General features: G+C 57.7%; 16 protein-coding genes and 1 pseudogene. 8 read left to right on the top strand and 9 right to left on the bottom strand.

Features of this window, described 5'->3' with window-relative positions:
* Positions 1 to 18: 18 nt before the first annotated feature.
* Both P0R31_RS37535 and P0R31_RS37540 read right to left on the bottom strand, forming a co-directional pair.
* Positions 19 to 792: a hypothetical protein gene (locus P0R31_RS37535; RefSeq protein ID WP_275520060.1), complete on the bottom strand. Its 774-nt coding sequence runs from the start codon at positions 790 to 792 to the stop codon at positions 19 to 21.
* A gap of 470 nt (positions 793 to 1262) precedes the next feature.
* The gene (locus P0R31_RS37540; RefSeq protein ID WP_275520062.1) at positions 1263 to 1436 is read right to left on the bottom strand and encodes a hypothetical protein; all 174 of its coding nucleotides are present in this window, start codon (positions 1434 to 1436) and stop codon (positions 1263 to 1265) included.
* Here P0R31_RS37540 and P0R31_RS37545 point away from each other — a divergent pair.
* Positions 1435 to 2544, top strand: coding sequence for a M14 family metallopeptidase (locus P0R31_RS37545; protein ID WP_275520064.1), 1110 nt, complete (start codon positions 1435 to 1437; stop codon positions 2542 to 2544). The two genes, P0R31_RS37540 and P0R31_RS37545, sit on opposite strands and share 2 nt — an antisense overlap.
* Positions 2545 to 2769: 225 nt before the next feature.
* Positions 2770 to 4191 (top strand): aldehyde dehydrogenase family protein, encoded by a 1422-nt coding sequence (locus P0R31_RS37550; protein ID WP_275520066.1) that lies wholly within the window; start codon positions 2770 to 2772, stop codon positions 4189 to 4191.
* A gap of 597 nt (positions 4192 to 4788) precedes the next feature.
* On the opposite strand, the gene P0R31_RS37555 is transcribed toward P0R31_RS37550, so the two are convergent.
* The 6 genes from P0R31_RS37555 to P0R31_RS37580 form a co-directional block, all read right to left on the bottom strand.
* The gene (locus P0R31_RS37555) at positions 4789 to 6336 is read right to left on the bottom strand and encodes an acetolactate synthase large subunit (RefSeq protein WP_275520068.1); all 1548 of its coding nucleotides are present in this window, start codon (positions 6334 to 6336) and stop codon (positions 4789 to 4791) included.
* 168 nt (positions 6337 to 6504) lie between these two features.
* A complete protein-coding gene (locus P0R31_RS37560; protein WP_275520070.1) occupies positions 6505 to 7590 on the bottom strand; it encodes an ABC transporter ATP-binding protein in 1086 nt (361 codons plus the stop codon).
* Positions 7591 to 7649: 59 nt separating this feature from the next.
* A complete protein-coding gene (locus P0R31_RS37565; RefSeq protein WP_275520071.1) occupies positions 7650 to 9404 on the bottom strand; it encodes an ABC transporter permease subunit in 1755 nt (584 codons plus the stop codon).
* Complete coding sequence (locus P0R31_RS37570; protein WP_275520073.1) at positions 9389 to 10516, bottom strand: ABC transporter substrate-binding protein; 1128 nt, start codon at positions 10514 to 10516, stop codon at positions 9389 to 9391. Before P0R31_RS37570 ends, P0R31_RS37565 begins: the two co-directional genes overlap by 16 nt.
* A 479-nt stretch (positions 10517 to 10995) precedes the next feature.
* Positions 10996 to 12393 carry an aminotransferase gene (locus tag P0R31_RS37575; RefSeq protein WP_275520075.1) on the bottom strand — a complete coding sequence of 466 codons (1398 nt, stop codon included), beginning with the start codon at positions 12391 to 12393 and terminating at the stop codon, positions 10996 to 10998.
* Between the two features lie 10 nt (positions 12394 to 12403).
* The gene (locus tag P0R31_RS37580; protein ID WP_275520077.1) at positions 12404 to 13918 is read right to left on the bottom strand and encodes an NAD-dependent succinate-semialdehyde dehydrogenase; all 1515 of its coding nucleotides are present in this window, start codon (positions 13916 to 13918) and stop codon (positions 12404 to 12406) included.
* Between the two features lie 151 nt (positions 13919 to 14069).
* Here P0R31_RS37580 and P0R31_RS37585 point away from each other — a divergent pair, with 151 nt between their 5' ends.
* From P0R31_RS37585 to P0R31_RS37610, 6 genes and pseudogenes are all read left to right on the top strand, one after another.
* Entirely contained in the window at positions 14070 to 14546 is a 477-nt protein-coding gene (locus P0R31_RS37585; protein ID WP_275520078.1) for an Lrp/AsnC family transcriptional regulator, read from the top strand.
* A gap of 487 nt (positions 14547 to 15033) precedes the next feature.
* Positions 15034 to 16686, top strand: a complete 1653-nt coding sequence (locus P0R31_RS37590) for an MFS transporter (RefSeq protein ID WP_275520080.1) — start codon at positions 15034 to 15036, stop codon at positions 16684 to 16686.
* Positions 16687 to 18471: 1785 nt separating this feature from the next.
* Positions 18472 to 18946, top strand: a pseudogene (locus P0R31_RS37595) (Lrp/AsnC family transcriptional regulator).
* A gap of 557 nt (positions 18947 to 19503) precedes the next feature.
* Positions 19504 to 20997, top strand: coding sequence for an NAD-dependent succinate-semialdehyde dehydrogenase (locus P0R31_RS37600; RefSeq protein ID WP_275520082.1), 1494 nt, complete (start codon positions 19504 to 19506; stop codon positions 20995 to 20997).
* A gap of 599 nt (positions 20998 to 21596) precedes the next feature.
* The gene (locus P0R31_RS37605) at positions 21597 to 24023 is read left to right on the top strand and encodes a DEAD/DEAH box helicase (RefSeq protein WP_275520084.1); all 2427 of its coding nucleotides are present in this window, start codon (positions 21597 to 21599) and stop codon (positions 24021 to 24023) included.
* Entirely contained in the window at positions 23972 to 25087 is a 1116-nt protein-coding gene (locus P0R31_RS37610) for a hypothetical protein (protein ID WP_275520086.1), read from the top strand. Before P0R31_RS37605 ends, P0R31_RS37610 begins: the two co-directional genes overlap by 52 nt.
* A gap of 393 nt (positions 25088 to 25480) precedes the next feature.
* Here P0R31_RS37610 and P0R31_RS37615 read toward each other — a convergent pair whose 3' ends face one another.
* Entirely contained in the window at positions 25481 to 26107 is a 627-nt protein-coding gene (locus P0R31_RS37615) for an AAA family ATPase (RefSeq protein ID WP_275520088.1), read from the bottom strand.
* Between the last annotated feature and the right edge of the window lie 238 nt (positions 26108 to 26345).

A 26345-nucleotide genomic window follows, 5' to 3' on the forward strand; every position in this document is an offset into this window, starting at 1 on the left:
CAGGCTCATCGGCTAGACTTATCGAACCGATGCAGGCCACGGCTTCGGCCTAACCGGCTGACTTCGCAGACGCCAGTCAACCGGGTACGGGACGAAGAACATGATCCCTCTTTCGCCTTCGTACTTCAGCGGGGTCCCATTCGGCAGCCACACCACGTCCCCCAACTGCGCGTCGATTGCCTGGCTGAAGTTCTCACCTGTGCGAATCCGCATCACTCCACCAAGTCCGACCGAGATCTGGTCATATTCCGTCGTCCAGTCCACCGAGCTACCGTTGAAGGTCGCGATCGTCGCACCAAGTGAATTACTGATCTCTGGAGTAACGAGGCTGCAGGTAGATGCATAGCCGCCCGAATAGATTTGCATCTGTGAATAGATCATGTCCGTGCTTCGGAAATGATAGACGTCGTTCAGGGGCTTATCGTCCCTGGTCGCCTCGCTGCGGGTCCGCCAATCAACAGGGTGACGAGCATAAAATACCTTGGCCTTGTCCCCTTGGTACTTCAGGCGGGTTCCCTTAGTAAGCCAGATTACATCGCCGAACTTCGCTTCAATGACACGGCCGTAGTTTTCGCCGGTGAGAAGCCGAAATACTCCACCAAGCACGACGATGGTCTCATCATAATTCACCTTGCGTTCAATCGAGGAGCCGTCGTACGTGGCGATGCCAGCATCGATTGTCTTGCTGATTTCTGGACCGACCAATTGGCAAACACTCGCGGAGCCACCGCCCTCGCTTTGCATCTGCGCAAATACCATGTCCTCGCTCTTCACATAGAGCGCTTTAGTCATCACCGTTCTCCCTTCTTGATCCAAGAGCCTGCCCAAGAGGCATACACCCGGTTCTTTTCACGCAATCGTTCGAGCAAGTGCCCCGATCTTCGTCACCGCCTCGCAAATGCCATCGGTGAATCAGACGAGAGACACCGTGAGGAGGACAGGCCAGTCGCCATTTTGTCACACGTCGTTGAATGTTCACCGCTTCCATTGCGGGGGACCACGGGTGCCCCTTACGCAGAAAGCTCCGCAGCGACTATATTGCATCGATAAAGGCCCTGATTTTGCGAAAACTCCGCCCATTGAGGCAGAATCCTGCAAAATGATCGGCGCATTGTACCAAATCAGACCCAAATGGGCTCCATCACGCTTGAGCTTTTGTTTGGGGCATCTGGGTAGCCATGCCCTAGGAGAGAGCTGCCCCCTCGCGTCAATTCTCCTCCGTTTGCCCCAGACGAACATCGAGGTCGGAGCCGCTCGTGCATTCATTCACCGGATCGCCGGGCGTAAACGCGGAAAAACTGCGAACTGCTTCGGGTAAGTCTGGCGCTGATCTGCCCCGGAGAGACCATTTGCGTTCGGCTCAGCAACTCTGAATCCGACAGGTATAGATGATCGACTATCTCCGCCATGTCTTGAATCATGATCGGAATGCTCATGGACGACGCCATTCTAAATGCAGCGAATAAGCATTTCGTATCGACTTACTTCGAAGCTCGTCAAAAATTTCGGGACTACGTCCGCAAAGCCGCCGTCGGTGAGGCACGGGTTTATCCGTCCCCCGCTTATGGGCCCGGTGGAGAAGAGCTCTCGACGGATGTTGCCTGGTTTGGTGATCGGGGGGCCTCGAAAGTCGGGGTTCTCATATCGGCTACGCACGGCGCCGAAGGATATTGTGGATCCGCCGCGCAGCTCGACTGGTTGGCCGAGCGTGGTTACGAACAGCTGAAGTCTGGTGAAGCCACGTTGCTAATCCATGCCATCAACCCATACGGGTTCGCATGGGACCGGCGCGTTACGCAAGAAGGTTGCGACCTCAATAGGAACTTCATCGATTTCACGGCTCCCCTTCCTCAAAACGAGGGATACGACGCAATCGCGGATAGTCTGGTACCAAGTGCTTTGGATGGACCTGTTTTTGCGGCGGCCGAAGCAGCGATTGAAAGGTACCGGGCAGCCTATGGTGAAATCGCCTACCGAAAGGCACGGACCAGCGGTCAGTATCGCCATCCGACAGGAATGTTCTTTGGCGGCTTCGGGCCCAGCGTAGCTCGCCAAACGCTCGAACGGATCGTGTCGGACTACAGTATCGCGTCGCGTCAGCTAGTCTTGATCGTAGACTATCACACAGGCCTCGGACCATATGGCTATGGTGAGCTGCAATGCGAGCAGGCATCAGGCATGACTGGATATCAGCGGGCGCGCGACATATTCGGCCATTCAGTCACTTCACCAGATCTCGGTACCTCATCGGCCTTGGTACTGAATGGCACGCAAGACGACTATTGGCAGCGGCTCCTGGGTGATCGCCACGTCTACGTTTGCCTAGAGTTTGGAACCTACCCTCCGGAGGCGGCCAGACCAGTGTTGCGCGCTGACCATTGGCTTTATGCCTACGGTCAGGCTCAGATTCAAACCGACTTTGGGCGTGACATTCGCCGACGCGTGAAGCAGCACTACTATCCGGATAGAGCCGATTGGAAGGAGATGGTGCTATGTCGCACTCGCCAGGTTCATCGGCAACTGATTGAAGGTATGCGAAGGTGAACGCGACTCGCGCGCTCAACGAGCACGACGGCACCAAGTGTATCAAACCCTCAAACCGCCCTCACGGGCGTCTTTCTCCCTCGGATGGCCCGTTCCACAAGGAGCGGGCCGCCTTTTTAGGGAGCCGTCATCCGGGCGCGTAGCGCGTCTTAAAAACTCAGCGCACCTAGGTGGCTATTCAGCGCGGCTGTTTCCGCCCAAATACACCAACGTCGAGAGGATCACATGGTCAATCGAATGCAATTCTATATAGATGGCGCTTGGATCAATCCCGCCGCGCCGAAGTCGATGCGTACGATCAATCCAGCAACCGCAGAGGAGATGTATGAGGTAGCGCTTGGCTCAAAGGCAGATGTCGATAGGGCGGTCATCGCGGCTCGGCGCGCGTTCGAGTCCTTTTCCCAGACCACGCGCGAGCTGCGCTTAAGCCTGCTCGCAAACATCATCGATATCTATAAGGGTCGCGCGAAAGAGATCAGCGAGGCCATCTCCGACGAGATCGGCGCTCCGTTAGAGATGGCAGAGCAGATGCAGGCTAATTCCGCCATCGGCCATCTCGCGACCACCCTCGACGTGCTCAAGAATTACTCTTTCGAAGAGCGAATTGGCAGTGCGGCTGTGCTTCGTGAGCCTATCGGCGTAGTGGGGATGATCACGCCTTGGAACTGGCCTATGAGCCAAATAGCTTGCAAGGTAGCACCAGCGCTCGCTGCCGGTTGCACTATGATTCTCAAGCCGTCCGAATTCGCCCCCACTAGTGCCCTAATATTCGCGGAGATCATGCATGACGCTGGCGTACCGAAGGGGGTATTCAATCTGATTAACGGCTTAGGCCCTGAAGTGGGTGCTGCTATGAGCGAGCATCGAGACATCGACATGATCTCGTTCACCGGATCGACGCGAGCAGGAATCGACGTTGCGAGCCGGGCGGCCCACACTGTCAAGCGCGTAAGCCAAGAGCTGGGAGGCAAATCTCCGTACGTAATTCTTGATGATGCGGATTTCGACAAAGCAGTCCGCGGATGCGTCGAGACCATTTTCCTTAACTCCGGCCAATCTTGCGACGCGCCGTCGCGGCTAATTGTGCCGAAGTCCAGAATGGCGGAAGTCGCAGAGATCGCGAAGACCGTGGCGGCCACGTACAAGGTCGGCCATCCCCGCGCCGACGGTACACATATGGGCCCCGTGGTAAACCGCGGCCAGTGGGACAAAATTCAAGGACTCATCCAAAAAGGCATCGACGAGGGAGCCACGATGATCACTGGCGGCCTTGGCCTGCCAAAAGGCATCGAAAAAGGGTTTTACATTCGACCTACAATCTTTGCGAACGTCACAAGCGAGATGGCCATTGCGCGTGAGGAGATCTTCGGGCCTGTACTTGCGATCATTGGTGCCAAGGATGAGCACGACGCCATTCGAATTGCTAATGACACCCCCTATGGGCTCGCCGGTTACGTATTCTCCAGCTCAACCGATCGCGCGCGCAGCGTAGGCCGCCTGATCCGCGCAGGCAACATATACCTGCAGGGTGCATCACTCGACCGCGCGGCCCCGTTTGGCGGGTACAAACAATCGGGTAACGGTCGCGAATGGGGTCGCTTCGGCCTGGAAGATTATTTGGAAGTCAAATCGATTGCCGGCGCTTAGTGCTGAACCGCGAAGCCCAAAGCGCTGAACAAGGTTCGGTGCCGCAGGAGGTTTGCGATTGCAAGCTTTCGAGGTACGAAATCCTAGAAGGCTTGCGCCCCCACGGCAACCTGGCCTGAGTGTACACCGATTCCTCCGCTCCATCGCCGAGCCGACTGCAGCGAGACTCAGGTCGAGTGGAAATTGCTGCCTCGACTGGAGGCAATGAGCAGCCTGATCGCCAAGACATTTGTGCGGGATGGGACCGCAACATCGCAGGCCACAATCTCCGTGTCGTTCTCACATGGCAGAAGCTATTGCCAGGCGTAGATTTGAAAGCTTCGTCGCTGCTACTCTATCGCGCGGCGATCAGGATGGATCATCCGACACTTCAACAAAACTCTTGGCCGCGACATGTTACGCCGTAAGTCATCTCTCTGTCACGACACCGACCCGCCCTCCAGATGCCGCGGTCGTCCCATCCAGATCGACGCGCTACAGCTCCTCGCTGTTCGCGATCAATCAAATTGGTCTCTCACCCCTCGACGAAATTCTTCAATCGATAGCACATGGGCCTAAGCGCCAGCCGATGTTCGCCTAGGGCGAAGGACCTGACGCTCAGGTGATCAGTACTTCGACCAAATAAGGTCCGGGCGTCGCAAGTCCGCGCGCCACCTCGATATTGAATTCATCCATCGTTGTCACTCGGGCCGCGGCCACCCCCATACTTTTTGCCAACCCGGTAAAATCGATGTCAGGCCGGCTGAGATCGAGCATGTCCAAAGCCTTGCGCCCGACATTTTGCGCCCCCACCTTGGCCAGTTCATCTCTGAGGCAAGCGTATGATCTGTTATTGAACAGCACTGTCGTAATGTTGAGGCCCTCGCGCACCTGGGTCCATAGTGATTGAATGGCGTACATCGCGCTGCCATCCGCCTGCAGGTTGAGCACGGGTCTATTCGGGCAGGCAATTGCAGCCCCCGTGGCCATGGGCATGCCAAGTCCAATCGACCCGCCCATGTTCTGGAGCCAAGTATGTGGCTGCGAATTCCAGGTTGCAGGGAAAAAGCCTCCGCCAGTCGAGATCGATTCATCGACCACGATCGCGTTTTCAGGAATCAATGCGCCGAGTGACTGCGAGAGGCTAGCGCCGGTAATTGACCCAATGGCTAACGACGGCGGCAGCAGCTTCGCGGCCGCGCTCGGAACTGATTGAGCATCCAATTCGTCCGCAAGTCTCTCGAGCGCATCCAATGCGTCTTCTTCAGCACGCGCAAGCGTCAAAAAGTCGGTGTCCTCAGAAGCCATCAAGCTTGGCTTGTCGGGGTAGGCAAAGAAGGCCACCGGGATGCGGCTACCCACCAGGACGAGATGCTTAAGTCCCGCAAGTGTCGCACGCGCCTGGTCGACTGGGTACGGAAGGCGATCGACCGGAACGCGTCCAGCGCCACGCTCAATCCGGCCAACAAATGTTTGCGCCATGATCTTCGCGCCTGTCTTGGCACATATGCGCCCTGCCAGATCAAGGCCTCGCTGTCGGAGCGCAAGTCCCCCCAGCAGAACCATCGCGGGTTCGCCGGAACGGAGTGCCTTGGCAACATCCTTGATGCGATCCTGCGAAACCCGTACTCTTTTGGGTGCTTCGGCCACAGCAGCGGGACCAGCGCCTTCATTCCAAGCGGTATCGGCCGGAAGAATGAGGGTTGCGACCTGACCGGGTGGGGTGCGCGACGCCGCGATGGCCGCGGCGCCATCAGCCGCAACACGCGTGGCATCAGGGGAGGTGCGGACCCAGCCAGAAAAGGGCTTCGCTGCCCCTTCAATATCTGACGTGAGCGGTGCATCATAGTTGAGATGGTATGTTGCGTGATCCCCCACGATATTGACGATTGGGCTAGACGCCTTGGTGGCATTATGCAGATTGGCGAGGCCATTCGCCAAGCCTGGGCCAAGGTGTAAAAGAGTGGCGGCCGGCTTTTCGGCCATACGTGCATAACCGTCCGCAGCACCAGTAGCTATTCCCTCAAAGAGCACGAGCACGCAGCGCATACCATCGACGCGGTCGAGGGCCGCTACAAAGTGCATCTCGGAGGTGCCTGGATTTGCAAAGCAGGTATCCACGCCTCCGGCAACGAGCGTACGAACCAGACTTTCAGCGCCGTTCATTGGATAGGTTCCTCGTGTTGCTTACACCGCCGCGAAGCACATCGTTAGACGCGGGCAGAGCGATAAAAAAAGCCGGCTGCGAAAAGCCCCGCGCTTACGCATCTGGATTTCGAAGCGGGCGCCAGATTACAAACCGGGATCAGAGTTCGATGCGGCTAATCGGGCGAGTTATTTTGTCAGGATTGTTGCGTCGTTCGCAAGCCAAGAGGCTACGTAGGGATCGCCCACCTCCATGGAATGGTCCGATACGTTCAGCACCTTCGATAGCAGTTGCAATCCCGTTTCGCTCCGGAATTCCAGGACCGTCGCATCGCCGACGAACGTCATGCCGCTGATGCGTCCCCGAATTCCGCCGGATGAACCAGCGTTCGCTTCCAGATGCAAATGTTCCGGGCGCACGCACAGAGTAGCATCCCCATCCGCATCCTGCCACGGCGGAGAGGGCAGGCTTTCGCCTGCAGGACCGTGCACGATGCCGGACTTCAGCTTAACAGGGATGAGATTGACCTCACCAACGAAGCCCGCCACGAACAAGTCGGCCGGCCTGCGATAAATGTCCTTCGGCGCCGAGACTTGGCGGATCCGGCCCTCGTGCATCACCGCGACACGGTCGGACATGGCAAGGGCCTCATCCTGGTCGTGCGTGACGTAGATCATCGTCTTGCCGACCTCCTTGTGCAACGTCTTGATCTCGTTCCTGAGATGCTCGCGCAGCTTCTTGTCCAGCGCGCCCAAGGGTTCGTCGAGCAGAAGAACGGGCGGATCGAAAACCAGTGCCCGCGCTATCGCCACTCGCTGCTGCTGACCGCCTGACATTTGGTGGGGGTAGCGGGAGGCCAAGGCACCGAGATGCACCTGATCGAGGATGCGATGCACCCTCGATTCGATCTCCGCCTTTGTCATACGCCGCATCCGAAGCGGATACGCAACGTTCTCCGCGACTGTCATGTGCGGAAAGAGTGCATAGTTCTGGAATATCACGCCAAGTTCTCGACGATGAGGCGGCAGAGGCGTGATATCTTTGTCTCCCAACAGAACCATACCGCTGTCCGGCATCTCGAAGCCGGCGATCATCATCAGGGTCGTTGTTTTTCCTGATCCGCTCGGCCCCAACAAGGAGATGAACTCTCCGGGTGATACGGAAAGACTGACATCGTCAACGGCCATCGCACTGCCGTAACGCTTCTGCAAGTTATGCAGCGTAATGCTTGCGGTTTTCGCGTCAGTTCCGTTCACGGTCGCTTTCATCAACATTTCAGCTCCCTAGGAATTCGTCGTTGGTTCTCGCTTGACCTTCCGGCCCAGTCAGGGCGTCAGGTCTTTTTTTGCCGTCTCAGCAGGGTACCGACGACGATCACGGTCGTCGCAAACAGCATCTGCAGCGTGGCTACGGCAGCAATGGTGGGACTGATGTCTTGCCGGATTCCTTCCCACATGCGCATCGGCAAGGTCGTGATCTTTCCGATGCCAAGGAACAGCACGTAGACAACGTCGTCGAACGAGGCCAGGAACGCAAAGAAACTAGCAACGATGAGCGCCGGCAGGACCAGCGGCGCGACGATTGTGCGCATGGTGGCCCAAGGCCCAGCACCAAGGCTGCGGGCCGCACGTTCGTAGCTCGGGTTAAGGTCGCGCAGATTGGCAACCACAATCACCACCACGTAGGGGATAGCGTGGACCGCATGGCCAAGTGCCAAACCGAACTCGGTGCCCTGCAGACCCCACCGCGCCAGCAAGAAATAGGTCGCGACCGCCACGATAACAGTCGGCATGATAATCGGTGAGAGCAAGAGCGCGATCATAGCGCCACGACCCGGCATGGCGCCGCGCGACAGACCGAAGGCAAGCATGGCGCCCAGCGCCGTTGCCATGGCGACCGCCATCAAGGCAATGCGGATACTGGTGAAGGTCGCGCGCACCCACAGCGTATCGAAAAGAAAGGCTTCGTAATTGCGCAGCGAGTAGCCTGGCAATGGAAAGACAAAGTAGGACGAGGCGCTGAACGACAAATACGCAACGATCAGCACCGGCAGTAGGAGAAGTAAAGCCAGAAAGCTTGCCAGGATCGGAACACCTCGACCTCTCATCGAAGGAAGCCAGCGATCAAGAGCGTTTGCCGCGGAGCCGATCCGCATCAACATTTTGGCGCCCATCTGGCGGCGAGTAACGCTTGAACTAAGCTTGCCGTCGGAAAATCCCAGCAGCTGCTCAATGGGGAAGAAGCGCGAGCCAATCCACAACAAGCTCAGGACGGCGGCCAGGAGGACCACGGAAAGCGCAGCACCGAAATTCCAATTGAGTTGCTCCAGGATCTGCGAGCTGATCGCCATGGTGATCATGACGTCTGACAGCCCCCCCATCAACGCAGGTGTGATGTAGAAACCGAGACAATAGATAAAGACGAGCAGAATCCCGGCAATCAGGCCCGGCAAACTGAGCGGCAGAAAGATGGTGAGGAAGGCGGCGAGCGGGCTCGCTCCATTCGCCCTCGCAGCGCGCATGAGTTTCGGGTCAATGCTAGACATGACCGTGTACATCGGCAGGATCATCATCGGCATGACAATGTGGGTCATGCCGAGGATCACACCAAATCGGTTGTAGAGCAGCGGGATTGGTTGGGACACCCAGCCGAGCTCCAGCAGGAACTGGTTAACGACGCCATTGCGTCCGAGAAGAACAATCCAGGCGAAGGTCCGCGCCAAAGTGCTGGTGAAATAGGGCAGCACGACCCCGATGAGCAAAAAGGTGCACAAAACCATTCCGCCCGTCGTGAGCGCGTAGGCAATGGGATAGCTAAGCACGAAGGCGAGCGCAGTCACTGTCACGCTGATCTCCAGCGTGTTGCGCATCACGGTCAGATAGACAGGGGTGTCGCCGATGCGCGCAAAATTCGCGAGAGTCCAATTTGGCATCCCGAACGCAAGCAACAGAAGGCCCGTGAGCGGCACGACAAAGAGCACCACGAGGAAGACGGTTCCAGGCAGCAACAGCCAGGCCCACGGCGTCGGCCAAGGTCGCGAGGATTGCGCTCGAGCTTTGATTGCCATTGAACTCATTGTGCCCGCCATGCCAGCCAGCGCTCCTGGAGATGATCTACATTGGTCTTGCCGTCGGGGCGCTTGGCGGCTAGCCAAGCATCATCCTGAACCACGAGCTGGGATGCATTGTCCTCAGTAATACTGAGAAGCGGAACGAGATCTGCCGGCAAATGCTGGAGCTGATTCACGTTCGGCCCTGTGAGGTTCGTGCCCAGCGTGAATGCTGCGGCATTCTGAGCCCGGTTCAGGAATGCAACCAGTTTTTGTGCGTTTCCGCTGTTAGGAGCGCCTTTGAGCACGGTCCAATAGACATAGACCAGATTTCCACCGCTCCACACCATGCGAATAGGCGCCCCCTGGCGAATGGCCGACACCGCACGACCATCGTAGCAGCTCGTCATCACGAACTCCCGATTGATCAACGCTTGAACAGGCTCGCCTCCCGCCGTCCACCATTTCGCGACATTCGGCTTGATTTCAGAGAGCTTCTTAAGCGCTCTCTCGACCTTGTCATCGGTTAGTGGCCAACGATCCGAATTTGGCACGCCGTCAGCCGCGAGTGCGAAGACCATATGCCTGGCGACACTGCTGAGGCCGCGCGGCCCGGGGAAAGCCTTGACGTTCCAAAAATCGGCCCAGTTTTGCGGCCCTTCCTTCGGGAAGGAACGTGCATCATAAGCGAGCAACGTCGTCGAACGGAATGCAACCACCGCGTCACTGAGGCGAGCACTTTGCGGTGCCCCCTTCAGTGCTTCATCATCCCACAAACCGTAGTCAATGGACTGAAACAAACCAGCATCATGCATGGTCGGGTAATTCTGCCCGTCAATCAAGGCGACATCCCAATCGACGCGCCCGGCGCGGTTCATCGCCCTCACTTGCGGTTCGGCAATGTCAGCGGTCACGTCGACCACAGCAACGCCCGTCGCCTTTGTGAAGGGCTCATAAACATACTTTCTCACCGCCTGCGTGTACGATCCGCCGTAGCTGAAGACGACAACTTCACCGCTGCCAGCAAGCTTTTCCTGCGCCCACGCTGCAGTAGCCCTCGCAACGAACGGCACGCTCAGTAAAGCCGCAGCCGACTCGACGAATGAGCGCCGGGTCAGGCCACGATGTAAACCGCCAGCACGATCCTTCATTATCATGGCACTCCTTCGCTAACTGACACAGCCCTACATCGTTTGCCGAAACCATTTGCACCGTCCGAGACCATATTGACGCGCAAAAACGGCGAGGAAGCATCCAATCGCGAGGAAAAACCGCAATTAGCAGCTTGCCTGTCTACGATTTCGCCATCGAATGGGATGCTATCGTAGACTGCAACCAAGCGCCGTACATGCACTCCACGCCCGCCCCTTAAGCAAGACCTTCGCAATGCTGCTGGTAGGCCGCGACCGCGTTGTCAGGCGACGCCGACACAGCCGCAAACCGCGCTCACGCGATGATCGCTCCCCAAAAACCCGGCAAGCACGACCACCATGGTGCGGAAGCTGCCCGGGCGTGCTATTGAGCTGTTCGGCAGCCCGTCCTTCGACGTCAGCCCCTCTCCTTCCGGCTGTATCAAACCTGACGAAGATCAGCGAATTGAACGATTTGAGATCGGAATACAGGAACCGGTTTAAATTGCGGATTCTTCCGTAAGTTCGTCCATGACTTGCTTCGTCGCGAGATAGGCGAGTTCAACGATCTCATCCACCTCATATTCGGAAACGATGAGAGGTGGAGCAAAACCTAGAATGTCTCCGTGCGGCATTGCTCGCGCGATAAGCCCCCTGTCGCGCGCCGCCTTGGAGATGCGCGCGCCCACCTTGAGCTGCGGATCAAAGCGTCGTTTCGTGTGGCGATCAGCGACGAATTCTACGGCACCGAGCAGGCCTACGCCTCTTACTTCCCCGACAATCTCGAGCTGTGCAAACCGCTCCTTGAGCCGCTTCAAGAAATGGGCGCCCACCGTTCTCGCCCGTTCGCTGAGTTGCTCCTTCTCCACAATATCGAGGACGGCGTTAGCAGCTGCCGCCGCAATCGGATGGCCTGAATAGGTATATCCGTGGGAGAATGCGCCGACACGATCGGCTGCTTCTTCCATGACCGAGTAGACCCTCTCACCAACGATTGCCGCCGAGAGTGGCATGTAACCGGAGGTCAGCCCCTTGGCCACTGTTACAAGGTCGGGCTCCATTCCATATAGAGTACTGCCGAATTCAGCGCCGGTGCGACCGAATCCACAAATCACTTCATCTGCGATCAAAAGAACGTCATAGCGTCTCAGCACCGCTTGAATTTCACGCCAATAACCGTCGGGCGGCGGCGTGATCCCTCCTGTACCCAGCACCGGCTCGGCAATAAAGGCGCCGATCGTTTCCGGCCCCTCACGCACGATCATCTCTTCTAGCTCAGCCGCACGTCGACGAGAGAAAGCCTCTTCCGTCTCGCCTAGCTCGGCACCCCAGTAGTGGTGGGGCGCGCCTGTGTGCAAGATACCTGGAAAGGGCAGGTCCATATGATCATGGTAGAACGACATACCGGTCATCGAGCCGGAAACGACTGAGCAGCCATGGTAACCACGCTCGCGCGAGATAATCTTCTTCTTTTTTGAGTGACCGCGCAAGTTGTTGTAATACCAGACAAGCTTAGCCTGGGTCTCGTTGGCGTCTGATCCGGATAGCCCGTAGAAGACTTTGCTTGGTTTGCCAGGTGCCATTCGCACGAGGCGATCCGACAGAATAGCCAGCTCGTCGGTCGTGTGGGCAGCATATGTATGGTAGTAGGCCAATTTGTAGGCCTGCCGCGCAATCGCCTCGGCCACCTCGGTCCGCCCGTACCCAATATTGACGCAGTAAAGACCAGCGAAGCCATCGATGTAGCTATGTCCCTTGGCGTCTTCGATGCGAATACCCTTCCCCCCGGTGACGATTGTCGGATCACCAATTTTGCCGGCAGCATACTCCTTAAGCTGGGTGAAGGGGTGCAGAACATTCCCGCGATCTTTTTCGGCGATCGTCTTGATATCGTTCATACCATGTCTCCTAGTCCACCAGATCGCCGAAGCAGACGTATTTCAGTTCCATATATTCCTGAATGCCATGTCGCGAACCTTCGCGGCCGAGGCCAGATTGCTTCCAACCTCCAAACGGAATTGGCGGCCCAGTGAATGAGGCCGTATTGATGCCAACCATTCCGTACTCGATGTTCTCGGAAAATCGTAGCGCTCGTCTCAAGCTGTCGGTGTAGACGTAGGCGGCCAAGCCCATTTCACTGCAGTTGGCTCTGGCCAGCACCTCCGCTTCGGAGTCGAACGGAAGTACTGCGGCGACCGGGCCGAATGTCTCCTCGCTCGAAATGAGCATGTCGTCAGTGACATCGCTCAGCAATGTCGGACAGACGAAGTTCTGCCCGAAGACGCGGTCTTGCTTCCCGGAAACAACCCGCGCCCCTTTTGCCACGGCGTCATTGATCTGAGCCCTGCAATTTTCCGCCACGGACGATTTCGTCATCGGACCGATATCAGTCGCAGCCTCAAGGCCATGACCAACTCTGAGCCGCGTGATTGCCTCAGAAAATTTCTCGACAAAGGCACTATAAATGCCCCTGTGTACGTAGATTCGATTAGCCGCTAAGCAGTCCTGCCCCGACGTGGCAAACTTTGCCGCCATAGCAGCCTTAACCGCCTTATCGAGATTGACATCGTCAAAGATAATGAAGGGGGCATGCCCTCCGAGCTCGAGAGAGACTTTTTTGACCGTCTGCGACGCTCCTTCCAGTAACAAACGGCCGACTTCTGTAGACCCCGTGAACGAAAGGGCTCGCACTCTTGCGTCCCGCAACAGAGGCTTTGAGAGTTCGATTGGATTGCCGACAAGCACTTGAAACACACCAGGCGGAACCCCAGCCTCTTGAGCCAACCTCGCCAGTGCAAGAGCCGAGAGCGGCGTCTCGGGCGCTGGCTTCACGATGACTGGGCAGCCAGCCGCCATGGCGGCTCCGGCCTTTCGCGTAATCATAGCGATAGGAAAATTCCAAGGAGTGATTGCGGCCGCAACGCCAACGGGTTGCATTCTTACCTGAAGCACACTTCCAGGCTTATGGCTTGGGATCGTCTCACCATAGGCACGCTCGCCCTCTGCGGCAAACCACTGAAGAAATCCCGCGCCATATCGAATTTCGTACTTTGCTTCCGGGAGCGGCTTGCCCTGCTCGCAAGTTAGGAGGACGGCAAGCTCCTCGGCATGGGCGAGCATTAATGAGGCCCAAGTCCTGAGAATTGCGCCCCGCCCCTCTGGCAGCAGCTCTCGCCATTGAGCAAAAGATCGTTGCGCTGCGTCGATCGCAAGATTCATATCTGCGGCGCCGCAACAAGCAACTTCGGCGATCACTTCGCCAGTTGCGGGATCGACGACAACGTCTCTTTTGTCACCCCCAATCCAGCGCCCATCGATCAGAGCGGCCCCCGCGACGAAATCTCGGCGACGCAGATTCTCCAGATGCCCCTTAGCTAGCCCGACATGAGGTAGACTGTTGGGCCGGGCAGCTTGGAAAACCATTTCGAAGTCCTTGGCGGTCGTCTTGTTGAAATTCTGCTGGCAATCAGGATACTAATGTCAGCGACAGATTTGCGTCGCTTTTAACCATCGCGTGGACGGTTTCCTGCAGGACCTTGCCACTTTGCAGCGGAATTCACCTGGAGCCCGACTTATGCAATACGACCGAACAGACGCCCGTATCCTGGAGATTGTGCAGAAGAACAATCGTCTCACATCTGAGATCATCGGCGAACTTGCAGGGCTTTCTGCTACTGCGTGCCAACGACGTTTGAAGAGGCTCCGTTGTGACGGCATCATCGAGGCCGACGTCTCGATTGTTTCGGCAAAGGCGGTGGGAAGGCCTATTCAGATGCTTGTGCTCGTAAGTCTCGAGCGTGAGCGCGCAGACATCATCGACAGGTTTAAGAAGGCGATTAAGTCGTCGGCTGAGGTCGTCAACGGATTCTACGTCACTGGGGACGCTGACTTCGTCCTTTATATTACGGCGCGGACGATGGAAGACTACGAACAATTCACCCGACGTTTCTTCTACGAGAACCCTGACATCAAAGGGTTCAAGACAATGGTCGTCATGGATCGCGTAAAGGCCGGTTTTGCGATTCCGGTAGAGGCCCCTCAAGAAGATTGAAGTTGCTGTCTTTGCCCCGTTGTTCTGAGGCTTCGCGCTTTTTTTCATCGCTCATCCAGAGATAACGCGAGAAACGAGCACAAGCGCTCTTGTAATGTCTGGTAATGCCGATTCGCCCTAAGGTAGAGGAGCATCGTTACGCCAACAACCGGGCAGCCAAGTGAACCGATGCCGCGGACGCTTGAGAGCAACGAAAGCCGTTATGGGCGTGATGACCGGATCGAATATGACTGCGTTGCGGATGCAATGCTAAAGCTGCCAGAGGACTTCGGAATGATCTCCAATCACAGCGCGACGGATTATTCCTAAATCTGGATATTATGCTTACGGGTTGCGGCAGAAGCAGCGAACTCAAAAACGAAATGGGCACGCCACACGAGTTTCGGATGTTTGAGGGCGGTTCGGAATTGCTCATCCAATCTGAGTTCAGCGTTCTGCGACAAATACTGAGCTCGGTCAGGTTGCCGCGCACGGTCTGTGAATCCAAATGACGACTCCTTCCGATCTCCAGGCTCCCAGCGCCGATGGAGTTACCGCGCCGCTGCGTTACCCCACTTTCCGGCGGATTTGGCTGGCGAGCCTGCTGTCGAACCTCGGTATACTTATCCAAGGCGTCGGCGCGGCTTGGGCCATGACAGAGATGACGTCGTCAGCCGATAAAGTCGCTCTTGTGCAGACAGCCTTGTTGCTTCCTGTCATGTTGATCGCTATGCCGGCCGGCGCCATCGCCGACATGTATGATCGTCGAATTGTGACACTGGCCGCGCTCTCGATCGCGCTCTGCGGCGCGACAGTGTTGACTGCTCTCGATTGGTCGGGCCTTACCACACCGAATCTGTTGCTGGTGCTTTGCTTTGTGATCGGCGGCGGCATGGCATTGATGGGACCAGCTTGGAGTTCCTCGGTCAGCGAACAAGTTCCGGCGAAGATGCTGCCATCAGCGATTGCCTTGAATGGCATTAGCTACAACATCGCGCGTAGCTTCGGGCCCGCGGTCGGAGGAATTGTTGTCGCGGCAGCAGGCGCGGGCGCGGCCTTTGCAATCAACGCATTCCTCTATCTACCTCTGACAGTGGCGCTGTTTCTCTGGAAACGTGCCGCAGAGCCGTCGAGGCTGCCCCGCGAAAACTTGAGCCGCGCCATTGTCTCGGGTGTGCGCTACATCGCCAATTCGCCTTCGATCAAGATCGTGGTAGCGCGCACCATGATAACCGGCCTCGTCGGAAGCGGGCTCCAAGCGTTAATGCCGATCGTCGCTCGCGACCTGTTGCACGGGGGCGCTCAAACTTACGGCGTCATGCTAGGTGCGTTCGGGTTGGGCGCTGTGGTCGGGGCTCTTAACATCAGCGAGATGCGCAGGCGTATGAGCGGCGAGGCTGCAGTTCGTGCTTGCACATTGTCGATGAGCGGCGCGATCGCGGCGGTCGCGCTCAGTCACAATGCGATCTTGACGGCCGCCGCGCTGGTTCTGGCGGGCGCCGTATGGACGATAGTGTGGACGCTGTTCAACATTGGCGTGCAGCTCTCCGCCCCTCGCTGGGTTGCGGGCCGCTCGCTTGCGGCTTGGCAAGCATCGTTCTCCGGGGGCCTTGCAATTGGCAGTTGGGGTTGGGGCCGCCTCACCGATGCTGTCGGTGTCGATATCACACTGCTGATCTCGGCCGCACTAATGCTGCTTTTACCGCTTCTTGGGCGCTGGCTGTGCATGCCGCCTATCACCGAGCGCGGAGAGGACGCCGAGATGCTTGCCGATCCCAAGGTGCGACTTCCGTTAACCTACCGCAGTGGCCCACTGGTGGTTGAGCTCGAATACCGTGTGGCCTTGGAAAATGCGCGAGCCTTCCACAACGTTATGCAGGATGTGCAGCTCTACCGGCAACGCAACGGCGCTTACGGTTGGTCAATTGCCCGTGATATCGCCGACCCAGAGCTATGGACCGAACGCTATCACTGCCCGACATGGCTCGATTATTTGCGCCAACGCAACCGCTGGACTCAGTCAGAGCGTGCTCTAGATGAGCAGGCGACGGCTTTCCATATTGGGCCGGAGCCCGTTCGTATCCGACGCATGCTGGAGCGCCCGTTTGGATCGGTTCGCTGGAAGGAGGATGTGCCCGACCGTGCCGCGAGCGCGCTCTAGCCGCTGATTGGTGGTGCGGCGTAGGCACTAGCAGTCCCTTCCGGCGCAGCCGCATTCAGGAGCCACGGTTGTGATGACGAGGGTTGCTCTTCGCTAGCCCGCCCACACCAAGCTGGGTGCCGGGCTTCCACCTCCAAGCTGCTTCATAGTCGGCAGGTAAAAGGTGCCACCCTGATGACTGGCTCAAGCTTGGGAGAAAACGTACCGTAGGGTGCTTGGGATCACAATCCGAGATCGAGAACCCTCGCGCTCGCATAAGTCGGTTCGGACGGACGCAAATCTAGTGCGCGCTTATCAAGACCAAAGGGGGCGATCTCAGGCCGAGTTCGTGCCGCCGAGCGCGCATGTGAGCGACTTGAGGGGCTTGGCAGGAGCCGGAAGGTTCAGCGAGCTCAAGCTCGCCTAGGATTTCGTGATCGGCCTGATCCGGCGCAGCAGGGAATTGGCACATTCCTCACGCTCGCGCATGAAACGCTCTTGCCGTGCTTTGAAGGTCTCAACCCGCTTCCTGATCTCATCGCGTTGGCTCGGGCGATCGTCGGGAAAGCTAAGGCCATCCGACCCGACGAGCTTCTTCGGCTCAGGCCTGGGCTGCTCGATCTTGACCTTGAGCGATTTGGCGAGGCCATCGCTTCAGCGACGAGCGCATCGAGCTCGCTCTTCCAATCATGCATTGACGGCCCCCACGTAACAATCCGGCCACGCTAGGCGAGCCAGATCACGAGCTAGGCTGCGGCAATGGCTTAGACGCCAATTGTCAAATATGGCAGCCCACCCCTCATACACCTCTCCTTCAAAAAAAGCTGCCGATAGAGGGCGGCCCTGCGGATTCAAAATGCCTATTGTGGAAAAATGAGGTCCAGCCCCACTGGCAGCCATCTTAGACCCAGACCGCGTACAGTTATTCCGTCGACGCAGTTTATTACGACGGCTGCGGGAGTTATTGATCAAGATCAACCGGCGGCTTATCGCGGTCATACATTGTGAATGTTTTCTGAGTTCATGAGACTTCAAGATTACAGATGCGTGATTGTTGGGGCCCACGGGTGGCCAGTCACTTGCGTGAACGGGCGTCGCGCATTGCACGAGCGGGGCAAAATCGGCTGGTGGTGTTGGGCGGCGCGACGAAGGAGCGCAATTTTGCTTCGAGGATGCCTATGGCTCGAGAGGCACTTGTCCTCTGAAGTGTTGATCTGCTGCCAGAATGCCTTCGCGGTCGATCCCATCCAATTGACTTCGGGACTGAACACCTAGAGCGCTCGATCTTTCAGAGAACTGCTGCTCGGCACGGCAATCTGGTCGAAGTGCGTTCGTTTGCTTACGCGTAGGGATGCTCGACCTATTCGTTTTTGGTGGTCGGGGCCCAACGCTTTGAGGCCAATACTGGGTGCTTTAAGCTGACATCTGGCATGCCCGCTCTATCCCAACGTGCCGCGCTGAGAGGCTCCCTTGAGCTTGCCGATGCCAAACCGTCGAGGCGTGTGGCGAAGACGCCCAGAGGCGGTGAAGGTGTTCCCCGTAGCCGTTCGATTTTCTCAAGAGCAACGTGATCGAGCTGCGGGCGGCGTGCCAACTGAGAGCCCCGTCGCGCGAACGCAATCGCAAGGAGTGAACCGGTCTCATCTATTACGTCGCGCCGGCGTTCGTCATAGCCCACCAAAAGCTCAACGCGATCACCTTCCCGTCACTTATTGAAAACATCCCTGTATCTTGATAGTCTGGGGCTATTTCCAGCGCTGCGAGGCGTTTTCGCGGTGAAATTCCCCTCAAGGTGGGGGTCGGGTTATGCAGTACGATCGGATAGATGCTCGCATCCTCCAGATCGTCAAAAAATAATCGGGTGACCTCCGAGGAGGTCGGAGAACTGGCCGGCCTTCCTGCCACCGCGTGTTAGCGCCGACTAAAGAGGTTTCGTCCTGAAGGTACCATCGAGGCCGACATCTCGATCGTTTCGCCGAAGGCGGTAGGCAGACGTATTCAAATGCTTGTGCTTGCCAGCCTGGAGCGAGAGCATGCAGATATAATAGACAAATTCAAGAAGGCCGTTAAGGCATCAGTTGAAGTCGTCAACGGTTTCTACGTCACCGGCGATGCGGACTTTGGCCTTCACGTCACTGCCTGCACCGTGGAGGATTATGAGGAGTTCACCAGGAGATTTTTCTATGTGAACCCCGACATAAAGGGATTCAAGACCATGGTTGTGTTAGATCGGATAAAGGCGGGCTTTGCCGTACCGATCGGGTCTCCCTCCTGGTATTGATAGAGGATTCAGGTTTTATTCAAAGCGAGCCGCCCCACGATCGTGGTTGCTACCGCGATTACCCATAAACTTTCGCTGAATGTGATGGCCGTAGATCGCCGAGCCACGTTTCTCCGGCTCGTTGACGAGGCGCTGACTAATTTCGCTTGATTTCGAAATTCTGAAGATCACTCTGCCAAGGAGCACGCGCGAATACACCGAGCGGTGTGCTCGATGTACCTCGGCAAACAGCACACAAATTAAAACAGTCTCGCGCGAAATGCTTCAAAGTCGCAGTTGCTGCGAACTTGGCGAGATTTGCGCATAAAAACTTTGAGATACGCTGGCGAACGCTGCCAATCCTCAAGCAAAAATGAGTATGCGATGTTCGCTTGCACGAGCTGACCACGTTTCGTGCAGGATTGGGGTTGCCAGGAGTTCATCTACTCACAGCGCTCCTATTCAGTGCCCTTCGGGGCGTTTCCTCCCTGACTCGGCCGCGCGGTGTCTCGCGCGGCCTTTTTCCGCTATCGGCGGAAGTCCGGGTCGCTCGGATCCATAGCCGCAGGAGTAATGGGATGATCCCGACCGCCGCCGCACAAGCTAAGCAAGGTCCCTCCATGCTGCGCGACCGTCTGCAGGACCCGGCGCTTCTGCGGGAGGCCTGCTACATTGACGGCACCTGGGTCGGCCCGCCCAGCTTTTCGGTGAACAATCCGGCGACCGGCATGGAGCTCGCCAAGGTGCCGCAGCTCTCTGCCGATGGCTGCACGAGAGCCGTGGAAGCTGCTGAACGTGCGTTCCTCACATGGGCTAAGCACACAGCCAAGCAGCGCTCCAACATTCTGCGCAAATGGTATGAACTGATCGTCGCCAATCGCGAGGATCTCGCGCTAATCCTAACCTCGGAGCAGGGCAAGCCACTCTCCGAGGCGCTTGGCGAGGTCGATATCGGTGGCGCCTATGTCGAGTTCTTTGCCGAAGAGGCGCGCCGCATCTATGGCGAAACGATACCCTCGCCGCGCCCGGATGCAAGATTGCTTGCGATCAAACAGCCGATTGGCGTCTGCGGCGCAATCACGCCGTGGAATTTCCCCAACTCGATGATCACCCGCAAGGTCTCGCCGGCTCTCGCCGCAGGCTGCACCGTGGTGCTAAAGCCCGCCAGCGAAACGCCACTCTCGGCGCTGGCGCTTGTCGCGCTCGCTGAGAAGGCCGGTGTGCCCAAGGGTGTCTTCAACGTCATCACCGGAGATTCGCGATCGATCGGCAAGGTCTTCTGCGAACACCCGGCCGTTCGCTTCGTCGGCTTCACCGGGTCGACCGAGGTCGGAAAAATTCTCTATCGCCAAGCCTCCGTCGGCGTGAAGAAGCTCGGCCTCGAACTCGGCGGAAACGCGCCTTTCGTGGTGTTTGACGACGCCGACATCGAGGCCGCCGTCGAAGGCGCCATGGTCTCGAAATACCGCAACATGGGCCAGACCTGCGTCTGCGCCAACCGCATCTACGCACAGGCAGGAATCTACGATGAATTCGTACGGAAGCTGTCGAAGAAGGTTGCGGCGATGAAGATCGGCGACGGGACAGAACAAGGCGTGGTGCAGGGGCCGCTGATCAACATGGAGGCGGTCGACAAGATCGAGCGGCATATCGCGGACGCTGTTGAGCGCGGCGCCAAGGTCGTGACCGGCGGCAAGCGACATGCGCTGGGACGCTCCTTCTTCGAGCCGACCGTGCTCGCCGACGTCAGGCCGGACTCGCTGGTGTCACAGGAGGAGACATTCGGTCCGCTTGCGCCGGTAATCCACTTCAAGGACGAGGCCGACGTGATCGCGATGTGCAACGCTTCGCCCTTCGGTCTCGCCTCCTATTTCTACTCCCGCGATCTGGGCCGCGTCTGGCGCGTGGCGGAGGCACTGGAGTCGGGCATGGTCGGCGTCAACACCGGCCTGATCACGACCGAAGTCGCGCCGTTCGGCGGCGTCAAGGAAAGCGGCCTTGGCCGCGAAGGTTCCCGTCACGGCATGGAAGAGTATGTCGAGATCAAATACGTGATGATGGCGGGGCTTTGAGCGAAGGGATCTTATGCCGGCACTTTAAGAACGAGTCGATCGCGCTATAAGAGCGAGTCGGTAGACGTTATGGTGGTAATGCGCGCTTTAGTTGTAGGTTGAATAGAATAATATTTTGATCCGTTCCGAAGGGGGCAGCTCTAAGAGATGATTTTTCTCACCGGGGTCAAAACTCGGTGTGGTCGCGAGACCTCTGGTACGAGGCCGAGTGCGGGGCCTAGGACGGTCGAAGGGGCTTCTATCAACGAAGGCCGCCTGCACATCTGCCTTGATCTAGAGCATGCGACCACGCCCGCACGAGACGCGCGCTTCGAGATAGCCGTTGGCTGAAGCAATACGTGATCAGCTGCCGCAGTAGCCCGGGGATCGTTCGAAGCCGCGCCCGACGGATCTTGTCCACACCTCGGACCAAGGGTTGCATGGGCCGACGGTCGCGCGATTAAGCCCATCTTGGCGGCGTGAATGTCACCCCACCGTGTATTCGATCGATATTCAACCAAAAATTGACTGCCTGCGAGGGATTCCTTAGCAAGGTGGCGTCGATTTTCTAATCAAGTGTTCTCTCTCGGCGATCGGACTTTGGCCTGCGGAAGAAATTTATGAAATTGAACGAGCTTATCGCCAGAGGCGGAACATCCTTTGCCGACCAATCCGGCATCGACGGAAGTCGGTTCAGCAAGCTGAACAGCCATTTGAGCGGCTTCACCTTCCGGAGATCGAACCCGACCCGGCGCCGCAAGATTTGGGAGCCTCAGGAGGCGGCCCTAGGGATGGTTGCGGCTTACTTGTGCGCAGATCGGCGGCTACCTCTCGAAGAGATCGCTAATGAGGCAGCTCTGGTGAAGATGCCGACGGGCACCGGCAAGTCAGCCGTCATAACCGTCCTGTGCCGTTGTCTGCCCATGATCAGGCGAGCTCTGGTTCTGACGCCAAGGGAAGCCTTGACGGATCAGCTCTATCGTTATGTTAGGCGCGGCTTTTGGTCTCGAATGGACTATGTCGTCGATGATCAGGCCCTCTTTTCCGACGAAAATGGGCGCGCGACGGGCAACCCGGTACCGAGCGCGTATATCGCGAAGCTTCTTCCCAGCACGGTGAAATCGATTTTGGATGCCGACCCGACCCAGGAACGCATGGTGCTGGTCGGGACCCTTCAGGCCATGGACATGATCCGTAGGGACGCGCAGAAGGCGATCGAGCCCTCGCCAACGACGGACAGCCTTCGGGCAGCGGATCTTCTGAAGCTGATCGGGAAGTTCGATTTGGTCGTGGTCGACGAGGGGCACTACGAACCTGCGATCTCCTGGAGCAGGGCGATCCGCGACGCCGATTTGCCGACGGTGCTCTTCAGCGCCACGCCGTATCGCAACGACTACAAATCCTTCCGTGTGCGCGGCAGGTTCGTGTTCAATCAGCCGATCGACGACGCGATCGGCGAACGGATCATCCGCAAGCCCCGTTTCGCGCAGCTCGACGGCTTTGCTAGGCTGCCGTCGAAATCTGCGATCTCGCCTCTCTCCGAATTAACCGACGATACGGAGACGGACGCCCAGCACAGCGTCCGCGATCGGGCGGACGCCGCCAAGTTCGCGAAGGCTCTCGTGCTAGCCGCGAAATCCATCGCCACGCCTCCTGGGGTCGAACATCCCAAAATAATCGTTCGCGCCGACGAGCGTGCCAAGCTCGATATGCTCCATGACGAGATTGAGCGTGTGAGCGGCGAATCCGCGCTGACCATCCACCATGCGATCAAGCGTAACGATGCCTCGAAGAGACGCTTCAACAGCGTGAAGGCCGCGCAGTCGATTCCCGCGAACGCCGAGGTCCGGTACTGGTTGCATCAGACCAAGCTCCTGGAAGGCGTAGACGACTCGTCCTTCGTCGCGGTCGCCGTGTACGACGTGTTCGGCAACGCCCGCCAGTTGGTCCAACAGATCGGTCGTGTTCTACGCTCGTCCGACGAACGTAGAAAAAACCGGCAGGAAGCGGTCGTAATGGCATCCCCGGAAATGGTGTCGCGGATGGAGGAGTCCTGGGACCATTATCTCGACTTCGAGAGATATTGTGCAAAGAATACCAACTACCTGGTGACCAACGAGGCGGCCTTGCCGGATCGGCTCCTGGCGACCATGCCGGACGTCCAATACATCGAAGGGCAGTTTCGGCCGCGGTTCATGATCGAAGGGAAGCTCGACCTCGATGACATCCGCCTTCCCGCCAGTGCGGCGGTCTTTCGGTTGGGCGGGAGTTTCGACAAGAGCGTTGTCAGATCGGAGATCGTTGAAGCGATCCTGAACGAGGACCGCTTCAAGCCCATTGAGATATCAGGACTGCCCGACGAGGCGATCGCAATCGCGTACTACGGTTGGCAGACCTCATCGCTCCTCACCAGGCAGTTCTTTCCCGAGTGGAAGCTGGGTGTCTGCATCGTGGTCCGATCGGGGAATCTCGTTCTTGCCCACGACACGGGTGGAATCGTTTTCGATGCCGATAAGCTTGGACTCGGCAGGATGGACCAAACCGATTTCGCCCGCGGCATTCCCGCCTCGTCGAGCGGAAAGCCGGTGCGTGTTGCGCGCATATCTTCGGCTTCTCTCGATATGTCGGAGCTTGCGATCCGCTCCCAGGCGACGCGCACCCGCTCCTTCGAAAACACGTTCACCGATCTGCTCGATCCAGCGATGGTGCCCACTTCGTCGTACGCGTTTCTGGGAAGATTCGGGAGGTATCTCGGGCTGACCCGGGCGCGGATTCGCGACGCTTTTCCGGAGCCGCTCTTGCTCGCGCAATACCTCGAATGGCGAGGATTGTCGCGGACCAGTTCAGGGACGGTACCCGCGCCAATAATCCGGTCTTCGAGAGATATGCGCGCGTCGCCGCCGTACCGGTCGGCGACGAGGCCGACGCCAAAAACATCCTGTTGGATCTCGGAGACAGCTTCTCGGATTTCCTACACGACGTCGATGACGTCGGCATGCGCGCCTCGCTGGTGGATGCGGATCACGACGACCTCTGCGCGGATGTGAACGATGGCAGTTTCGAGATCGGGATAGGTGGCGAACGTTTCGAATGCGAGGTCGAGTTCGTCGAGCGGACGGGGCGCTATCGGATGAGGAGTCCGGGTCTCGACGCACGGTTTCTCGCGCAGTCGCCCGGGGGAAGGCGGTCCGCCTCGACGTTCACCCAGCTTCTCAATCGAACGCAGTCTTTCCGCATCATCCCGAATAAGAGCGGTATCGTCTACGCCAACGGCAGTTTCTACGAGCCGCAAGGCTTCGAGCCGCGGCCCGACGGTACTATCCCTCAGTTGCAGAACGCCGTCGCGATTCCCATCCTCGCGAACATCATGACAGAAAAAGGCGAGAACATTTACGGAAAAGATCGATCTGCTTGGACGAAAGAGTCGTTGTTCGGGCTGTTCAAGGCGATGGCCGATCACGATGCTCGCCGCCCATTGCCGGCCGAATGGGGAGATCTTGGCAAAGCGGCGACGCGCTTCGATCTGATTGTTTGCGACGACGATGGACAGGAAGTAGGTGACTTTCTCGCTGTCGACACCACGAACAGGACTGCCGCTATCATACACGCCAAGGCGTCGGGCGACGTTCATAAGGAGAGCATCACAGCCCTCGAAGTGGTTGGACGGCAGGCTCTGGCCTCGCTCGCGTTCTGCTCAACAACCTCGTTGCCTCCCAAGATTGCCGAGAAGCGCTGGGAGAGCGAAGTCCAGGCCAACACGGTTAGGCTGAAAGGCCTGAAACGCGTCTTCAAGAATTCGGCGGGCCTCGACATCAAGCAGATCGAAGCCGCCGTCGCGGAAGCCGTCACCAACCGCTCCTGGTCGCGGGAAATATGGATCGTCGCCGCGCGCCTAGTGGATCTGAACTACCTTGCCGAAAGCGTGAAGGGAGGCATGACCAACCGGAACTGGCAACTGCTCATGTACATCGACGGCCTTGCGACGGCTTGTGGGCGAGGCAACGCGCGTCTGCGTATATTCTGCCACAACGGCGCCGACGTTACCGTTTCTCCCCCGAAGAAACTTAAGAAACCTCCCGGAAAAACCAAACGTGCTCGAAAGAAGCGCTAAGAATGTTGACGAAGCCAAACGTTGCCTATTCCGGCAGTCGCTCAAGCGCTCGATCTGACCACTGACAAAGTAGGTCTGACACTCGATTTTGCAACGATGTCCAAATAGCTTCCTCCCAGTCAGCAGCCGAGCTCTGTGCCAATGAGCTTATGCGATACGCAATCAGGGCGATTTACCAAGGCAAAATTGAATGAAATTGCAACCTGGCTCACGAGCGGCGTTACAGATCTGCTTCGTCGCGAACGGGGCCGCCATCGCTAGCGAGATAAGTAATCGAGGCGATGACGGCGCTGTGTCCCGGCGACGTGCGCTCACACGCAACCCGACCGATTAGGCATGATCCCGGCCTTCTAATGGGCTATAGACCCACAATTCCTCCGCGAGGTGTGCCAGTCAGCCGTCCAGCGAGTATCGTCTTTCCCGCTTCTGGAATGCCGCGGCGCCTCCCTCGAGTATTCGACACACTTGATGTCGAGTACTATTTAGTTCCTTGCAATCCTCTAACGCGCCGGCGACGTAGGAGAACGACGGTAAACCGCCGTTCTCCTTTACGCAGTGGGCGACGATTACCTGCTCGGCGTCGGTATTTACAACCAAGTTCGGATTGTGGGTTATGAGCAGGATTTGGCGCCGCAGCTTTGCTTTTCGAAAATAGCTGGCGAGGAGGCTGTAGATTGATTCGTTGTCCAGGTTCTCTTCTGGCTGGTCGATAAGAAGCGGCCTAGTGTCCTTCTGATCCATAGCAAGGTAGAGGATCAGCAAAACGATCCCCTTCGTCCCGGGCGACAAATTCTCCAGCGGGGTGCCGTTATAGCTCAACCCGTAAGTAAGGCTGATATGGTCCGTCGAATAGAGCCAGTCGAAAAAGTCCGAAACGGTTTGGCTGGGCTTGAGATAGTCACCCACGGTGGTACCGGCTTCGCCATATGGGCTGAGGAACTTGTCCAAGCCCTCTTTGAGTTCGGAATGACTTCCCGATGTCCAAGCCGGCTTCAGATGTTCATTCGCAGCCGCAGCCATGTCATCCGGAGTGGGATAAGGCAGCCGTTTTCGCTGATTGAAGAGTCTCGATCCCTTCTCAACCCAAGCGTCTATATCGACGTTGAGACGAATGGCAAAATCTAAATGTCTTGACCTGCCCCTGAATTTTCATCCAGCGGCAGTTAGAGTCTCGGGGTTTTGTACGCCAAGTGGCGCGGGTGGAGCAACGGACGATCGGCGGAGCTGGTCGGGGTTGCGCAGCCGATCGTCCGTTGCG

This window comes from Bradyrhizobium yuanmingense (assembly GCF_029167105.1).
Classification (GTDB): domain Bacteria; phylum Pseudomonadota; class Alphaproteobacteria; order Rhizobiales; family Xanthobacteraceae; genus Bradyrhizobium; species Bradyrhizobium yuanmingense_A.

Excerpts from the sequence above, each read along its gene's own strand:
- P0R31_RS37565 (WP_275520071.1), bottom strand. The coding sequence starts at position 9,404 with ATGGCGGGCACAATGAGTTCAATGGCAATCAAAGCTCGAGCGCAATCC.
- P0R31_RS37535 (WP_275520060.1), bottom strand. The coding sequence starts at position 792 with ATGACTAAAGCGCTCTATGTGAAGAGCGAGGACATGGTATTTGCGCAG.
- P0R31_RS37540 (WP_275520062.1), bottom strand. The coding sequence starts at position 1,436 with ATGAGCATTCCGATCATGATTCAAGACATGGCGGAGATAGTCGATCAT.
- P0R31_RS37570 (WP_275520073.1), bottom strand. The coding sequence starts at position 10,516 with ATGAAGGATCGTGCTGGCGGTTTACATCGTGGCCTGACCCGGCGCTCA.
- P0R31_RS37550 (WP_275520066.1), top strand. The coding sequence starts at position 2,770 with ATGGTCAATCGAATGCAATTCTATATAGATGGCGCTTGGATCAATCCC.
- P0R31_RS37560 (WP_275520070.1), bottom strand. The coding sequence starts at position 7,590 with ATGTTGATGAAAGCGACCGTGAACGGAACTGACGCGAAAACCGCAAGC.
- P0R31_RS37610 (WP_275520086.1), top strand. The coding sequence starts at position 23,972 with ATGCGCGCCTCGCTGGTGGATGCGGATCACGACGACCTCTGCGCGGAT.
- P0R31_RS37600 (WP_275520082.1), top strand. The coding sequence starts at position 19,504 with ATGATCCCGACCGCCGCCGCACAAGCTAAGCAAGGTCCCTCCATGCTG.
- P0R31_RS37585 (WP_275520078.1), top strand. The coding sequence starts at position 14,070 with ATGCAATACGACCGAACAGACGCCCGTATCCTGGAGATTGTGCAGAAG.
- P0R31_RS37615 (WP_275520088.1), bottom strand. The coding sequence starts at position 26,107 with ATGGCTGCGGCTGCGAATGAACATCTGAAGCCGGCTTGGACATCGGGA.
- P0R31_RS37555 (WP_275520068.1), bottom strand. The coding sequence starts at position 6,336 with ATGAACGGCGCTGAAAGTCTGGTTCGTACGCTCGTTGCCGGAGGCGTG.
- P0R31_RS37590 (WP_275520080.1), top strand. The coding sequence starts at position 15,034 with ATGACGACTCCTTCCGATCTCCAGGCTCCCAGCGCCGATGGAGTTACC.
- P0R31_RS37575 (WP_275520075.1), bottom strand. The coding sequence starts at position 12,393 with ATGAACGATATCAAGACGATCGCCGAAAAAGATCGCGGGAATGTTCTG.
- P0R31_RS37580 (WP_275520077.1), bottom strand. The coding sequence starts at position 13,918 with ATGGTTTTCCAAGCTGCCCGGCCCAACAGTCTACCTCATGTCGGGCTA.
- P0R31_RS37605 (WP_275520084.1), top strand. The coding sequence starts at position 21,597 with ATGAAATTGAACGAGCTTATCGCCAGAGGCGGAACATCCTTTGCCGAC.
- P0R31_RS37545 (WP_275520064.1), top strand. The coding sequence starts at position 1,435 with ATGGACGACGCCATTCTAAATGCAGCGAATAAGCATTTCGTATCGACT.